Below are 15,562 nucleotides of genomic sequence, written 5' to 3'. Positions count from 1 at the left end.
GGCAAATGCAAGCACAACCAGCGCCGTTTTTGTTCAAAGCAGATGGCAGCACAACGGGTGTGCTTTTAATCCATGGTTTTACTGGTACCACACTGGAGTTAAAGCCCCTTGGGCGGCATTTGCATGCGGCGGGCTGGACGGTGCATGCCCCCTTGTTAAAGGGACATGGAGTCACACCGGAAGAGATGGGCTGTACCACATGGGTGGACTGGTTTGTCAGCGCCAGAGATGGCTACCGGCTGTTGCGGGAGGAGGGGTGTGAGCTTGTTGTGGTGGTTGGCTTGTCCATGGGTGGGCTGCTGGCTTTAAAAATAGCCCAGCATGAACCGGTGGCGGGGATTGTGACCTTGTGTGCCCCCCTAAAAGTGAGAGATCCTCGTCTCAGTCTGGCCAGATACCTGCAATATATGTTCCCTTATGCTAAGCGGAGAGGACGGAAGGCGGATCATATCGAGCCTCATCTCTATGTCTATGAGCGGACTCCTTTATCTTGTGTGGTTAGTTTAGAGGAATTGATGCACAATGTCCGGTATGTGCTCCCCCGCCTTAAGCAACCTGCCCTGATTATTCAGGCCGTACAAGATGAAACGGTCCATCCTGCGAGCGGACAGATGCTTTATGAACAAATCGGCAGTGCGGATAAAGAGCTGGTGCTGTTCGAACAGTCCGGTCACATCATTACCCTTGATCGTGAGCAGGACAGGTTGCATGAGACAGTCACACAGTTTATCCGGCGCATCGAAAGTACCACGAGATCGCACCCCAACACTTGAATATTTTACTCAACATATGAATACTTAACGGGAAAGGAGTGACAGCGATGATCGACAAAATGGCATTGCTTGAGTTTTTTGAAGAACAAGCCACCAAGCCGCTTAGCGTGCAAGAGCTGCAAGACATGCTGGAGATCGGGTCTGCTGATGAGTTTAAAAACTTAATGAAACTTTTAAATCTCTTAGAGGAAGAGGGAAGGATTGTCCGTACCCGGACTAACCGTTACGGTGTGCCGGAACGCATGAATCTGATCAAGGGACGCATCCAAGGGCATGGACGGGGATTTGCCTTTCTGATTCCCGAGCATCCCGAGGATCCCGATGTCTATATTGCTGAGAAAGATTTGAATGGCGCCATGAACCGGGACATTGTCCTGGTTCGCTTGAACCGGACAAGCACGGGTCCTGGCCTGGAAGGGGAAGTCGTCCGCATATTGGAGCGGGGCTTGACCGAGGTGGTTGGGACTTTCCAGGATCAGGAGTATTACGGCTTTGTGGTTCCTGATGATAAAAATATCGCTCAGGATATTTTTGTTCCCAAAGCAAAGACAAAAGGGGCAGTTGAAGGGCACAAAGTGGTGGTTAAAATCACGAAATACCCGGAAGGGCGGCGCAGTCCTGAAGGGGAAGTGACTGAAATACTGGGGCACAAAAATGACCCCGGCGTTGATATTTTATCCATCATCCGCAAATACCAGCTGCCAGAAGAATTTCCAGAAGAGGTGATGAAAGAGGCGGAAGCGATTCCCGACGAAATTGATCCGGCTGAAATCGAACGGCGGCGGGATCTTCGTCATGAAACGATTGTTACCATTGACGGGGAGGATGCCAAAGATCTGGATGATGCCATCAGTTTGAAAAAAAACAAAGAGGGCAACTACTTGTTGGGCGTACATATTGCCGACGTCAGCTACTATGTCAAGGAAGGATCGGCGCTGGATGAAGAAGCATTCAGAAGGGGCAACAGCGTCTATCTGGTTGACCGGGTGATTCCCATGTTGCCCCACCGCTTGTCCAACGGTATTTGCAGTTTAAATCCTAAAGTGGACCGGCTCACCTTGACTTGCCAAATGGAAATTACACCGGACGGGGAAGTGATCCACCATGAATTTTTCCCCAGTGTGATCCGCACGACTGAGCGTATGACCTATACCAATGTGCGCAAGATCGTGGAGCGGGAAGATGAAGAGGTGTTAAAACGCTATGAGCCGTTGGTTCCGTTCTTTGATCTGATGAAAGAGCTGGCCTTGATTTTACGGGACAAGCGTATGCGGCGCGGCGCCATCGATTTTGATTTCAAAGAGGCGAAAGTGGTGGTGGACGAGGAAGGGAAACCAGTTGATGTGGTGCTGCAAGAGCGCTCCATTGCCGAGAAGATCATTGAGGAGTTTATGCTGGCAGCCAATGAAACGGTGGCTGAACATTTTCACTGGCTCAATGTGCCGTTTATTTATCGTATCCATGAGGATCCCAAGCCGGAAAAACTGCAAGCGTTCTTGGAGTTTATCACCAACTTCGGTTACGTGGTCCGCGGCTCGGCCAACCGGGTGCATCCCCGTTCATTGCAACAGCTGTTGGAGCAGATTAAAGATACACCGGAAGAAACCGTGATCAGCACGGTCATGTTACGCTCCATGCAGCAGGCACGCTATTCTCCGGAAAGCGTAGGTCATTTTGGCTTGGCCACGCCATTTTACACCCATTTTACCTCGCCCATCCGCCGTTACCCTGATTTGATCGTGCACCGGCTGATGCGCACCTATCTGTTTGAACAAAATATGAGCGAAAAAACTCAGGCTCATTGGGCAGAGAAATTACCCCTGATTGCCGAACAATCTTCTCAGCGGGAGCGTTTGGCCGTTGATGCTGAGCGGGAAACAGACGATTTGAAAAAAGCGGAGTTTATGCAGGATAAGATTGGCGAGGAATTTGAAGGAGTGATCAGCGGTGTTGCTCCGTTCGGCCTGTTTGTTGAATTGCCCAATACTGTGGAAGGACTGATCCATGTCAGCTACTTAACTGACGATTATTATCACTTCCATGATAAACACTATGCCATGATCGGGGAGCGTACAGGGCGGATTTTCCGCATCGGTGACAGCGTCAAAGTGCGGGTCATCGGGGTTAATCTGGATGAACGGTCGGTGGATTTTGAGCTGGTGGAAGTAAAAGGAAGGCGGGAGCGCACGAAGAAAAGCCATGACCGCCAAGCCGAACGGCTGCGTGCGCTGACGAATAACAAGGCCAAGGCTAAAAAGAAGCGCAACAAACGGAGATAAACCGCCGGAAATACACTCGTGGGCAATATCACAGAGAAAAAAACCGCCGGTGTGAAAAGTTCTTCACTACCGGCGGTTTGCCACTGCTTATTGCTGACTTAACAAGTACTCAGCAATGGCTTCCTCGTTGCCCGGAGCCAGGCCGCCTGGCATTGTTCCCTGGCCGTTTTTGATCACTTCTATAATTTCTTCTTTACTTAAGGTGAGGTCGGTCAATGCCGGTCCAGCGCCACCTTCCAGGTTGCCGCCATGGCAGCTGATGCAGGACTTTTGATACGCTTCTTCACCTGCCGCAACCAGAGACACTTCTCCTGCTTCTGGGCTGTCAGCATTGTCTGTTTCGGCGGCATCGTCGGCAGGCGCTTCAGAATCTCCTCCGCCTCCACAGGCAGCCAAAGCGAACAGTAAGCCAAACATTAACATCAATAACCCCATTTTTTTGTACATTCATATTACCTCCTTGGTTATAACCGTGTTCAGAGTGCGGATCATTACATATTTCATCTTAGCAGAATAATCCAGAAAAGGGGAGTGATTTATCTCACATCTTTGCTGCTGTCACAAAATTGTTGTTTTTTGAAGCAGGCCTGAACACTTGACACCCATATGGCTTGGAAAGGACTGTGATTTCTTGATATAATAGAGTCTGGTTACAGCAGTTCCTCTTGTAGAGAGGTGGTCAAAGATGGATGATGAAATCAAAGTTGTGGCCCAAAACAAAAAAGCACGTCACGATTACTATATTGAAGACACTTATGAAGCGGGGATTGTGTTAACAGGGACGGAGATTAAGTCAATCCGGGCCGGCAAAGTCAATTTGAAAGACAGTTTTGCCCGCATTAAAAACGGGGAAGTATTCTTAATGAATATGCATGTCAGCCCGTATGAACAAGGCAACCGTTTTAACCATGATCCGTTGCGCACACGCAAGCTGCTTCTTCATAAACGGGAAATTAACAAGCTGATTGGATTGACCAAAGAAAAAGGCTACGCCCTCATTCCGCTCAAAATTTACCTAAAACGGGGCCTGGCCAAAATTGATCTGGCTGTGGCGAAAGGCAAAAAGTTATATGACAAGCGGGAAGCCATGAAAAAACGGGATGCCCAGCGTGAAATTGAACGGGCTTTCCGTGAAAGGCAGAAACTCTAGCCGTTCGTCCTATGGCCAAAAGGAAAGATCTATCACCAGCGCGATTATAAGCATAATAGAAAAACCGGGCTAGATCACGGTTTGGTGCTTTTTTCACAGGGTTGGCTCTTGCAATTTATGTGAAAACATGTTATTATTATATGTCCCGTGGGGGCGTAATGGATTCGACGGGGATAGATCGAGCATTAGCTGCGAGCCGGGGGGTCGTCCTCGTAAAAACGACACCTAAAAATAACTGGCAACAATAATGAAAACTACGCTCTGGCTGCTTAATCCGGAGCGGCTCTGTCTGTCAATCGCCCACGTTGGCAGATAGGGCTCAGCGCAAGTGGGCTGCAGCATGTTCCTCCACCTGCGGAACATGCCTAAGCTTAGCAGGTTAGCCTGAAGGGTGTGCCTGTCGCCGGGCGTTCCTTCAGGTGAAAGGGAAATACGGCGACTACGCTCGTAGATGCTAATGTGGCGATATCTCCGGACGTGGGTTCGATTCCCACCGCCTCCACCATACATAAGCTCGATTTTGAAAAATTGAATCTGCCTAAATCTTGTACGGAGCCAATTAAAATCTCTCCTCTCAAGTAGAATTTGGTGTGGTCATCATCATTCTAACTGAGGGGATTGAAATTGGCTCGTTTTTTGTTTAACTTAACACGTCATCCTGATTTTTAGACATGTTATGTCAAAAATCTCTCTCTACTGGCTTGCTTTTTTTATAAAGAGCGGTATTTGACGTCCGGCTGATGTTAGAGATGGGCCTACAAAGAAGGCCTTACAATGCTGTAAGGCCTGTGACTCAGATCTTGGTCCGAGATTATTTTTAGTCTAGACCGCCCTGTCTAACCGGTCTAAGCCGTCATCCACAGAAAACGGCTGTTTCTGTTTTGCCCGAGCGGCAAAATAGAAGAGGAAGATTACAAACACCGTTCCCATAGCGCCGACGACATACGCCATCTGCAACGGCAGCCCAAATCCGATCTCGGCATTCAAGATATAGGTCAACGTGACCATTGTCATAAACACTGCCGGCACCAAGGCAATAAAATAATTTTTGCGGGCCAAATACAGGTACATCGTTCCCACCCAAAGCGCCAGCACGGCCGTCGACTGATTGGCCCAGGAGAAGTAACGCCAGAGCAAAGAGAAATCGATCTGGGTTAATACAAAAGAGATGACAAAAAGCGGTAATGCAATCCACAGACGGTGGGTTACTTTCTTCTGGGCAACTCGAATGTAATCAGCGATAATCATCCTGCAGCTGCGGAATGCCGTGTCCCCAGATGTAATCGGAAGCACAATGACACCGATGACAGCTAGTGTACCACCGATGGCTCCGAGCGTACGCATAGCCACTTCACTAACCACAGCAGCCGGCCCCCCGTTTTGAATGATTTCATGAAGCTCAGTACCGTGGAACAAGCTCATGGCGGCTGCTGCCCAGATCATGGCAATGATACCCTCAGCTATCATCATGCCGTAAAATACTTGACGCCCTTGCTTTTCATGTTTCAGCGTCCGGGAAATAATCGGTGACTGGGTCGCATGAAATCCAGATAATGCTCCACAAGTAATGGTTAAGAATAACAGTGGAAAGATGGGCAGCTCTTCCGGATGCATATTGGTCAGTGACAATTCTGGAATGGGCGCCCCTGTCACAATCAAACTAACGCCAATGCCCACCGCGCTAATTATTAGTAAAGCACCCAAAATTGGATAAACCCGCCCAATGATTTTATCAATGGGAAGCATGGTCGCGATAATATAGTATAGAAAAATCGCTCCGATAATGACGCTTAAACTCAGCCAGTTCGAAGTTAAACTATGAATTAAATCGGCGGGAGCCGTTACAAACACGGTGCCAACCAAGAGCAGAAGAAGTACCGTAAAAGCATTGATCACATGCTTCATCGCTTTTCCAAGAAATTTGCCAGCAAGCTCAGGCAAATGGGCTCCGCGGTTGCGGATCGAAATCATGCCTGTTAAATAATCATGCACCGCCCCGGCAAAGATGCAGCCAATAACAATCCACAGAAACGCCACCGGACCGTACAGTGCACCGAGAATCGGACCAAAAATCGGGCCAACGCCAGCAATATTTAACAACTGGATAAGGGCATTCCGCTTTTCCCCCATCGGGACATAATCGACACCGTCATATAATGTATAAGCCGGTGTTTTCCGGTTTTCTTGCACGCCAAATACTTTTTCAACAAAACGACCGTACACGATATATCCCAGAATCAATAAAACAATGGAAACCAAAAACGTGATCATGCTGTTCTCTCCTTTTGTATGCGCTTTCATTCGACATTATTTATAATAGCATCCGCTTTTGCACTGGATAAAGTGGGAATTTATTCCTGGTTTTTGTCATCTGTTTCGCTTAAGTCTTCGTCTTTTGGCAAATCAGCATCCTTTTGTTCCATGTTAACCATGAGGGCTTGATCGTTCACACGGACTTCGCAACCAAGCAGTTCTTGTAAGGCCGCTGTGGTGATGTAGGCTTGTCCGTTATAAGTCGCCACTTCATGGGACAGGTTAATGGCTTCCCCTTCTGATATGGCTTCGGCTGATCCTTTTTTAACTTCGTAAATAATGTCAGTAAAACCGGCTCTAATGCGCTCATCATCTTCAGCAATATTAAAGTCCATCAATTCCAGGATGTGGGTCAAGGGGATATAAATTTGCCCTTTTTCGAGATAAACAGTCACTTCATCCAAGGGTTGGCCGTTAATATAGAGCATGAGATCTGCCGAATCTTCAGGACGCTTTTTACCCAACTGGTTTAAATAAGCTTCCCCTTCACTTTGAAAATTTTGGAGATTATCAGCTTGAAATAGTTGGTGGCAACCGGTCAGACCGATCATGATGAGCAAAATGATCAACCATTTTTTTGGCATAAGAGGGCTCCTTTCGCATATAGTTGAGGTGTATAAGCATAAACATCTACTTCTATCATCTGATAAGGTCTGTTTTTTTATTCCGTTCCTTTTGAGCCCCTTATTCCTGGCCGATGGGTAAGTTTTAACTTTGATTGGCATGGGGAGCCTATTGACAAAATCATTGACTCTTTGCACAATGAAAAGAAAAAATTCAGGAGTGGAGATAGAAGTGAGCGAAACAGAAAAAAAAGTGGCTTATCTTGGACCACCGGGAACTTTTACTGAAGAAGCATTGCGGGGCATGTGTCAAGCGTATCCCAACTTGGCACAGGCTGCTTTTATCCCTTTGCCCACCATTGCCGATTGTTTGCTGGCCTGTGGCAGGAAAGAGACAGATTATGCCATGGTGCCGATGGAAAACTCCATCGAAGGCTCAGTGAACATGACCATGGATTGGCTTATTCATCACGTGGAACTCCCGATTCAGGGGGAGATTGCCCTGTTGATTTCCCATCATGCCCTTGTGCATCCGGTGAGGAAAGGCAGTCCTTTAAGTGAGGTCGAAACCGTTTTGTCCCACCCGCAAGCTATTGCCCAGTGCCACCAGTTTATTCGCCGCCATTGCCCGGGCGCCAAAATTAAATACACTAAAAGCACGGCGGAAGCGGCTGAATACGTGGCTGGCCATCCAGAAGAATCTCTGCTGGCGATTGGTCCTGGCACGGCGGGACAAAGATACGGTTTATATGATAAAGCGGCCCATATTGAAGATTATCCTAACAACTACACCCGTTTTGTGCTGGTAGGGTACGAACCATTAAGTGACAAGCCTGTGTTAACCAACGGCCAACAGCTTGAGTACAAGACGACCATTCAAGTGACTTTGAAGGAAGACTTTCCAGGTGCCTTGCATCAGGTTTTAAGTGCGTTTGCTTGGCGCAGGCTAAATTTGACCCGTATTGAATCCCGCCCCACAAAAAAGAAGCTGGGCAGCTATTTCTTTATCATTGATATCGGCCTGGGCATGGATGAGGCCCTTATTCCCGGTGCTATCGCTGAGATTGAAGCGCTAGGTTGCCACGTGCGGCTGCTGGGCAGTTATCCTTGCATTATTCCTGCCTATGCCGCCATGCCATCCAAAACGTCCTGATCATGCCTTTAACGGCTGTACAATAAATAAGCTGCAATTGAAACAGGGCAAGCGGCAGTAAGGAGGACATCCCTATGTTGGAGCAATATTTGGGCTTTATTGACACTGAGCAATGGTGGTGGGAATGGAGCATTTCCTTGCTGATCTTTTTGGGTTTTTTATTGTTTCGCAAATTTTTTACCCAACGGACATTTAAACTGATCCTGCGTTACACCCAAACGCACCGGATTGAGATGATTCACAGTGTGCTGCGTTCCTTTGAGCAGCCGCTGAATGCTTTTTTTGCCATTTTAGGCATATATTTTGCCCTTAATTTCTTGTCTGTCACGGACCCATATGCTGTCACCCTTCACAAGGGATATAAGTCTGTGGTGTTTGCGCTCATCGCCTGGGGATTTTATAACTTAAGCGGCACTTCTTCGGTCCTGTTGAATAAAATAGGGGAGAAGCTGCATTTTGAACTGGATCAGATACTTATTCCGTTTTTATCAAAGATCTTGCGTGTTTTGGTTATCGCGCTGGCGGCTGTTGTCATTTTAGACCAATGGAACTATCAGGTAGGTGGATTTATTGCCGGGCTAGGTCTTGGGGGATTAGCCATCTCCCTGGCAGCCAGGGACACGTTAAGCAACATTTTTGGCGGCATTGTGATTATTACTGAAAAACCTTTTTCGTTAGGAGATTGGATTGAAACGCCAAGTGTGGAAGGGGTTGTGGAGGATATTTCTATCCGCAGCACCCGCATCCGCACCTTTGCCCAGGGATTGGTTACCGTGCCCAACTCTACGCTGGCCAACGAACCAATCACCAACTGGACACGGATGGGACGGCGGCGTATCACTTTCCATCTGGGAGTGATGTATAACACGCCTAGAGAAAAGTTAAAGCGTTGTGTAGACCGGATTCGGGACATGCTGGAAAACCATCCGGAAATCAGCAAGGAAACCCTGTTTGTTCACTTTGACCGCTTTAATGACAGCAGCCTGGACATCTTTTTGTACTTCTTTACCAAAACGACGGTGTGGGGGGAATGGCTGCAGATTAAAGAAGAAATTAATTTTAAGATCATGGAGATTTTAGAGGAGGAGGGTGTATCCATCGCCTTCCCCAGCCGCAGCATCTATTTTGAAAATCCGTTAAAAACCTCTGTGAACCAGCCTGAGGGACAGGGACAAAACCGGGGCGAACATGGGAAGTCTTGATCCATAAGTCGGCCCAAAAAAAATTACAAGACTTACCAAACAGGGATGCCTGTTAAAGGGCATCCCTGTTGGCTTTTTCCTTTGCTTGAAGTCGGATTCGTTTAGGCCCGTTCCGGTTCTTTTTCCCGGTTGGGAAAAACCGCTCTTTCCATATATTGATGGAAGAACCATTCCCCAACACCGATAATGACGCTAGCTAATAAGGCTGTGGAAAAAGGAACAAAAGCACCGAAGAAAAAGGGGCCGATAATCCAGATGGCAAATGTATTTAACCCGATATCAGCCAGTGTGGCCACAATATTATTGGCATTGGGCAGGATAGCGAGATCACCGATAAGGTAAGAAAGACCTGTCAGAAGTAAAGCAAAAGCCACAGTAGGACCGACCCGGTAATCATTCATCCAGTTTAAGACAATAAACAAAACGACAAAAACCATAGCGGCTTTAATCAATAAAGCCCAGACATGTTTCATTGAAAAGACTCCTTTCGTCCGTGTTTATGTTTAGTAATCACCAAGCGGCATTGACTTTAATCATATAATGGGGGCGAAAGGAACTTCCAATATTTTCATATGGGAGAGGAACGGGCCAGGCTTGTAGGAAGAAGGGATGTGAAAAAGCAAAACGGGAGAGCTGGAAAGGCTCTCCCGTTTTGCTTTTCTGGTTATGCTTTCACTTTTGGTTTCGGTTTCTGAGGCATATCAGGCAATTCGTTAACTGAAACGACTGCATCTGTTTTCTTTTTTGGTTTGGTCCAGTATTTTTCGTTGCCCGGCAGTTCATCAAACCAGGTGGCGTCCTTCGGACAGTCCAGAATCATGAACTTGCCGTACTCTCCATCGCGGTTTTGATGGTACTTCAAATATGCTTTGCCATTTTCGATGGCCAGTATTTCAATTTTTCCGGACGTGTGGCTCATAGCCAGGCGCACCCGTTTACCCAGTCCTGAGGTTTTGGCCTTGGCCTTTTCCACCAGATTGTATACTTCTTCTAGTGTCAGCACAAAGTCTTTGTTCCCTGCTACCGGACGATTGACAAAGAAGTAGTAGGGTGTCACACCGGCCCAGGACAGTTTATCCAAGAGTTCAGCCAGCACATCGGCATTGTCATTGATGCCTCTTAATACAGGCGTTTGGTTCACCACAATCACATTGGACTCATGCAGGGCTTGCACAGCTTTATACGCCTGCTCCGTTAATTCACGGGGATGACAGAAGTGGGCCATGACATAAATGCGTTTTTCAGGCGTGGAGTGTTCTTTTAACAGGGCGAGTAATTCTTGGTCTTCGTAAATGCGCATGGGGTTGAAAGCTGGCAGTTTGGAGCCGATGCGGATGATTTTAACATGATCGATAGCACGCAAGCGTTCAATAATATAACGGAGCTTTTTGGTGGCCAGTACCAGCGGGTCGCCGCCAGTAAGAAGGACGTTGTTAATCTCCGGATGCTGGGCGATATATTCCAGACCGGGTTCTACATCAGACATGGCTTCTTTGACATCGTTGCGGAACAGCCGCTTGCGGAAACAGTAACGACAGTAGGCACCACAGACTTCGGAACAGATCAGGAGCGCTGTTGTGGTGTACTTATGCTGACACCCTGGAACGACATAGTTGGTATCTTCATCGGAAGCATCCCAACGCCCATACTCTTCCAGTTCCTTTTCATTGGGGATGACCAGTTTGCGGATGGGGTCGTTCGGATCATTCCAATCGATCAGGCTGAGATAATAATCGTTGACCCTAAATACAAACTTATCGGTGATTTGCTTCAGCTTTTTGCGCTCTTCCTCAGGAATTTGGGTAATATGATCAATGTTGGTAATGTACTTTGGTAAAGCCATGCTTTCTCCCTCCCCTTTCAGATAGATTGCCAGTGACGTAGTATTAAGTGTAACAAAAAGAGAAGGTATTGTAAATATGTAAAAATTTTTATTATATAACAATGGAATATTTTTATCAAGAAAAATTTTTGATGAAAGTTTTTCTTCATACCCCGGGTATTTGAGACAGAGCTGCACAAAAAATCCCCTTTCTTGCAGTCAGGAGAGTTCAAGCGTGAGACTGCAATAAGGGGATGGCATCGAAGATAATACAATTGTCGGTGTTATTCGACGTCAAGGTAAGCTTTAAATGCCTCTTCACTCAGTTTATTTCCCACCAGAAAGGTGCCAAACTCGCTGTACTTGGCGCTCACTTCATCAAAACGCATCTCATAAATCAGTTTCTTGAACGTGACCGGGTCATCAGCAAAGAGTGTGACGCCCCACTCCCAGTCATCCAGCCCGACAGAGCCGGAGATGATTTGCGTGACTTTACCAGCATATTTGCGACCGATTAAACCATGGCTTCTCATCATTTCCCGGCGCTCTTCCATTGACAGGGTATACCAGTTTTGGCCAGCCTCCCGGCGCTTATTCATGGGATAGAAGCAAATGTTTTTGTTATCCGGAATCATGGGTTTTAAACGACTTTGAATGTAAGGGTCCGTTTCAGGATCCACATTGTCAGAAGCCACGTAGTTGCTCAATTCAACGACTGAAACATAAGAGTAGCTGGGCAGGGTGACATCGGCAAATTTGGTCTTGTTAAATGTGGCTTCCAGTTCAATTAACTCTTCCAATGTAGGGCGGAAATGAAGGAACAAAAGATCTGCCTTATGCCCCAAAATGGTAAACATGCCGGAAGAGCCTTGCTTTTGGTTTTCGGTTTCCTTCCAAGAAGCCGCTAAGGACAAAACTTCGTCAACTGCCGCTTGGCGGTCTTCGGGAGACAATAGTTTCCAGCTGGACCAGTCAATGGTGCGGAAATCGTGGTGGACAAACCAACCTTCCAGTGTATGTACAGCTTCACTCATCACTTTCCACTCCTTTTTGCAATGCTAAACATATCAAAAACACGTCCGATTCAAGTATAGCATACTTATTTCCGGGACGGCAAAACAGGATACGGCAGTCATTATACTGTAAAAAATCAAGGCAAGGCCCATTGAAAAAGTGCACCCGGTTAGCCGAAATAAATAATAAGCGTGCTTGACTCAAGACAATAGGCATGACACTGTACTAGAGATATGGAATGGAGGGTTAGCTGTGCGACAGCAAGACTGGTTAACACCCCTGGGCATTTTGTTGGGGTTTGGCATTATTATACTGGCGATTTATTTTGCCGGGGGCATTGAGGGACTCTCAGGTTTTGTCAGTCTTTCTTCATTTGTGACGGTTGTCGGCGGTTTGACTGCCTCTTTGTTTGTGGGGTTTGGCGGTCAGGAAGTAAAAAACATGTTTTCTGTTCTGCATAAGACATTTAGAAAGAAAAACGTGGATTTTCAAGAATTGATGGATTTTTGGGTGCTGCTGGCCCGCAAAGCCCGCCAGGAAGGGATTGTGACAGGCTTGGAACAGGCGCTTGAGCAGGTCAAGGACCCCTTTGTCCGCAAGGGATTGGGACTGGTTATTGATGGCCATGATCCTCAGATCATCAGGCAAATTTTAGCCATGGACATTGCTGCCTTGCAGAAACGGCATGCCCGGGGACACCAATTGATCAGTAAGGCGGCTGAGTTGTCACCGGGATGGGGGATGGTCGGCACGATTGTCGGATTGGTCCTTATGTTGCAACAAATTGAGGACCCTCAGGCGATTGGGCCGGCGATTGCCTTGGCTTTGATTACCACATTGTACGGGGTGTTGTTGGCCAATCTGGTGTTTAATCCCATTGCCAACAAGTTGATGTTGCTGACCGAAGAAGAAGTTTTTATTAAGGAGATTATTGTGGAAGCGTTGATCAGCATACGCAATGATGAGGGGCCGGTTGTGCTCAGGGAAAAACTGCAAATGTTCCTGACCTCTGAAATGTATGGCCGCTTAAAGCCCCTTGATCAGGAGGGAAATGTGTCCCCATGAATCACCACACTCCGCGAAGAGCACCGTTTTCCCGTGAGCCCCAGCTGAGATGGCTGATCACTTTTGCCGATTTGATGATGATTGTGTTGGTAACTTTTGTTTTGCTTTATTCATACTCGGAAATCGATATTGAGAAATTTCACTCCGTGCTTGACTCTTTTAATAAACGTCTGCCGATGGAGGAAGAAAGCCTGGGCCGGGGCCCGGCCAGCCCAGGGGATGATACAAACCTCTCGACTCCGGATCAGGGGCAAGAGGAGCATCCGGATGAACAGACATATCGGGAAGAGGAAGAACAAACGATTGATTTGGACCAGGACTTGCAGGAACAGTTGGCTGACTTGCTGGCCCGGGAAGAGCATATGAAGGCCGTCCTGGAATATGTGCAGGACTTTGCCCATGAACACCAGCTGGAGCAAGAATTGATTGTCAAACGGACAGGAAGGGGCATTGAGCTGGTTTTGCCGGAAGTGATGTTGTTCCCTTCAGGCCAAGCCGACCTGCTTGAGGAGGCAGTTCTTTTCCTGGATAATCTGGCGCCCCTGTTGCAAGAAATTCCTAATCTGATTGAAGTTGAAGGCCATACGGATAACAGACCTATCGCTAATGTGCGTTTTCCTTCCAACTGGGAATTGTCAGCGGCCAGGGCTACGCAGGTGATCCGCTATCTGATCGAAGAACATCATCTGGATCCCCACCGGTTTAAAGCGGTGGGGTTTGGAGAATATCACCCTGTGGCCAGTAACGATACGGAAGAAGGAAGACGCCAAAACAGGCGAGTGGTCATGGTTATTCTGTTCAACGATTAAAGTAGGCGATCACATTTTGGGCGGCTTGTTTGGCCTGGCCGATACAATCGGGAATGCCCACCCCGCGGTATCCGGCTCCGCATAAATAGAGGCCGGGATGGGAGACGCTCAATTTTTCAGTGAGTTGTTCCAGGCGCTTGATGTGCCCGACCTGGTATTGGGGCATCGAGTGGAACCAGCGATTCACTTCGTAAAATATCGGCCTGGCCCCCAAGCCGGTTAAATCTTGCAGTTCCTTGCAAACCACGGCCAAAATGTGTTCGTCATCCCGTTCCACAATTTCCTCTTGTCCAGACCGACCCACATACACTCTTACCAGCACTTTTCCTTCAGGTGCCGTATGCGGCCATTTGGAAGAGGTCCATGTGCAGGCTGTCACGGTATACCCTTCTTTCCGGGGGACGACGAAGCCTGATCCGGCCAAGGGGATGCTCACATCCTCTTGGTTAAAGGTCAGGACCACATTAGCCACCGATACATAGCGAATGGGTGCAAGTAACTGGCGCAGTTCAGGATCTTCAAGCAGCCGGGCTGTGACAAAGGCAGGAGTGGCCAGAACCAAGGCATCAGCATCCAGGCTTTGCCCGTCATCCAATTGCACACGGTAGCCTGATCCAGTTTTGCATAACCTTTTGACCTCAGTTTGGGTGCGGAGCTGGGCCTTTTTCAAGGCAGAGGCTAAGCCCTTGACCAGCGTGCTGAGACCTCCTTTAAAGGAGAGAAACATGCTTTTTTGGGCCAAATCTGGAAGCTGTTTAGTCTGTTTCATCTGCCGTTGAGTGATCATCATGCCTTTAATAAGGCTGGTGTATTTTTGCTCCAGCTGCTGAAATTGGGGGAAGGTGGCTTGGATGCTTAAGGCATAGGCATCCCCGGCGTAGATGCCGGATAGCAACGGCTCCACCAGCTGGCTGACCACTTCTTTGCCCAGGCGGCGTTCCAGAAAGTGTCCCAGTGACTCGTCTGTGGTCTCTTTGCGCTTAGGCAGAACCAGATCCAGTGCTGCCCTTGCTTTACCCCAGGGAGAAATGAGCCCTGTTTTCAGAAAAGGGGTCCAGCGGGTGGGAATGCCCAACATCAAGCCCGGTGGCAGGGGATGCAGTTTCTTGTTGCGAACGATAAACGTTGTTTTGGCTTTGGGACCGGTGGGAACCCACTCCTGGTCAAGGCCCAGTTCCTGGGACAGCTCGATGACCGGCCATTTCCGGGCCAGAAAAGAATCGGGGCCGCGCTCGATGATGAAATCATCCTGATGGAGGGTGTCAATTTTGCCGCCGAGCCGCCTGTCTTTTTCCAGGAGGGTAATGTCTACGGGCAGGCCGGCTTTCTCTGCTTTTTGCTGCAGGTAATAAGCTGCGCTGAGCCCGCTGATCCCTCCCCCGATGATGACTGCTTTTTTGATGGGCTTGTCCATGATGG

The 15,562-nt window shown here is 48.0% G+C and carries 14 protein-coding genes and 1 other RNA gene; 8 read left to right on the top strand and 7 right to left on the bottom strand.

Going from position 1 to position 15,562, the window contains the following annotated elements; genetic code table 11:
* Positions 1 to 5 precede the first annotated feature (5 nt).
* Positions 6 to 773 carry an alpha/beta hydrolase gene (locus IEW48_RS07885; RefSeq protein ID WP_229703989.1) on the top strand — a complete coding sequence of 256 codons (768 nt, stop codon included), beginning with the start codon at positions 6 to 8 and terminating at the stop codon, positions 771 to 773.
* 47 nt (positions 774 to 820) lie between these two features.
* Positions 821 to 3,052 carry a ribonuclease R gene (rnr, locus tag IEW48_RS07880; protein ID WP_188623317.1) on the top strand — a complete coding sequence of 744 codons (2,232 nt, stop codon included), beginning with the start codon at positions 821 to 823 and terminating at the stop codon, positions 3,050 to 3,052.
* Between the two features lie 87 nt (positions 3,053 to 3,139).
* Here rnr and IEW48_RS07875 read toward each other — a convergent pair whose 3' ends face one another.
* Entirely contained in the window at positions 3,140 to 3,499 is a 360-nt protein-coding gene (locus IEW48_RS07875; protein ID WP_229703987.1) for a c-type cytochrome, read from the bottom strand.
* 238 nt (positions 3,500 to 3,737) lie between these two features.
* Here IEW48_RS07875 and smpB point away from each other — a divergent pair, with 238 nt between their 5' ends.
* Together smpB and ssrA are read left to right on the top strand one after the other, a co-directional pair.
* Positions 3,738 to 4,202: an SsrA-binding protein SmpB gene (gene smpB, locus IEW48_RS07870; RefSeq protein ID WP_188623316.1), complete on the top strand. Its 465-nt coding sequence runs from the start codon at positions 3,738 to 3,740 to the stop codon at positions 4,200 to 4,202.
* A gap of 149 nt (positions 4,203 to 4,351) precedes the next feature.
* Positions 4,352 to 4,707, top strand: a transfer-messenger RNA (tmRNA) gene (ssrA, locus tag IEW48_RS07865).
* 317 nt (positions 4,708 to 5,024) lie between these two features.
* Here ssrA and IEW48_RS07860 read toward each other — a convergent pair.
* Together IEW48_RS07860 and IEW48_RS07855 are read right to left on the bottom strand one after the other, a co-directional pair.
* Entirely contained in the window at positions 5,025 to 6,473 is a 1,449-nt protein-coding gene (locus IEW48_RS07860; protein ID WP_188623315.1) for a carbon starvation CstA family protein, read from the bottom strand.
* Positions 6,474 to 6,553: 80 nt separating this feature from the next.
* Positions 6,554 to 7,099: a stalk domain-containing protein gene (locus tag IEW48_RS07855; protein ID WP_188623314.1), complete on the bottom strand. Its 546-nt coding sequence runs from the start codon at positions 7,097 to 7,099 to the stop codon at positions 6,554 to 6,556.
* A gap of 211 nt (positions 7,100 to 7,310) precedes the next feature.
* Between IEW48_RS07855 and pheA the strand changes: the two genes are divergently transcribed.
* Complete coding sequence (gene pheA / locus IEW48_RS07850; protein WP_229703986.1) at positions 7,311 to 8,231, top strand: prephenate dehydratase; 921 nt, start codon at positions 7,311 to 7,313, stop codon at positions 8,229 to 8,231.
* Positions 8,232 to 8,305: 74 nt separating this feature from the next.
* Complete coding sequence (locus tag IEW48_RS07845; RefSeq protein WP_188623312.1) at positions 8,306 to 9,433, top strand: mechanosensitive ion channel family protein; 1,128 nt, start codon at positions 8,306 to 8,308, stop codon at positions 9,431 to 9,433.
* 101 nt (positions 9,434 to 9,534) lie between these two features.
* Here the strand turns inward: IEW48_RS07845 and IEW48_RS07840 are convergent, their stop codons facing one another.
* The 3 genes from IEW48_RS07840 to hemQ form a co-directional block, all read right to left on the bottom strand.
* Positions 9,535 to 9,906: a DUF2512 family protein gene (locus IEW48_RS07840; RefSeq protein ID WP_188623311.1), complete on the bottom strand. Its 372-nt coding sequence runs from the start codon at positions 9,904 to 9,906 to the stop codon at positions 9,535 to 9,537.
* A gap of 191 nt (positions 9,907 to 10,097) precedes the next feature.
* The gene (locus tag IEW48_RS07835) at positions 10,098 to 11,276 is read right to left on the bottom strand and encodes a KamA family radical SAM protein (RefSeq protein WP_188623310.1); all 1,179 of its coding nucleotides are present in this window, start codon (positions 11,274 to 11,276) and stop codon (positions 10,098 to 10,100) included.
* Positions 11,277 to 11,539: 263 nt separating this feature from the next.
* Complete coding sequence (gene hemQ / locus IEW48_RS07830) at positions 11,540 to 12,289, bottom strand: hydrogen peroxide-dependent heme synthase (RefSeq protein WP_188623309.1); 750 nt, start codon at positions 12,287 to 12,289, stop codon at positions 11,540 to 11,542.
* Positions 12,290 to 12,521: 232 nt separating this feature from the next.
* On the opposite strand from hemQ, the gene IEW48_RS07825 reads away from it, so the two are divergent.
* Both IEW48_RS07825 and IEW48_RS07820 read left to right on the top strand, forming a co-directional pair.
* On the top strand, positions 12,522 to 13,334 hold the full coding sequence (locus IEW48_RS07825; RefSeq protein ID WP_188623308.1) for a MotA/TolQ/ExbB proton channel family protein: 813 nt from the start codon (positions 12,522 to 12,524) through the stop codon (positions 13,332 to 13,334).
* Positions 13,331 to 14,143 (top strand): OmpA family protein, encoded by an 813-nt coding sequence (locus IEW48_RS07820; RefSeq protein ID WP_188623307.1) that lies wholly within the window; start codon positions 13,331 to 13,333, stop codon positions 14,141 to 14,143. The genes IEW48_RS07825 and IEW48_RS07820 overlap by 4 nt, the downstream gene beginning before the upstream one ends.
* Here the strand turns inward: IEW48_RS07820 and hemY are convergent.
* Entirely contained in the window at positions 14,133 to 15,557 is a 1,425-nt protein-coding gene (gene hemY / locus IEW48_RS07815; protein ID WP_188623340.1) for a protoporphyrinogen oxidase, read from the bottom strand. The two genes, IEW48_RS07820 and hemY, sit on opposite strands and share 11 nt — an antisense overlap.
* Positions 15,558 to 15,562: the final 5 nt, after the last annotated feature.

The sequence above is a fragment of the Caldalkalibacillus thermarum genome (assembly GCF_014644735.1).
GTDB lineage: Bacteria > Bacillota > Bacilli > Caldalkalibacillales > Caldalkalibacillaceae > Caldalkalibacillus > Caldalkalibacillus thermarum.
This window is presented reverse-complemented; position numbering and strand designations above follow the sequence as displayed.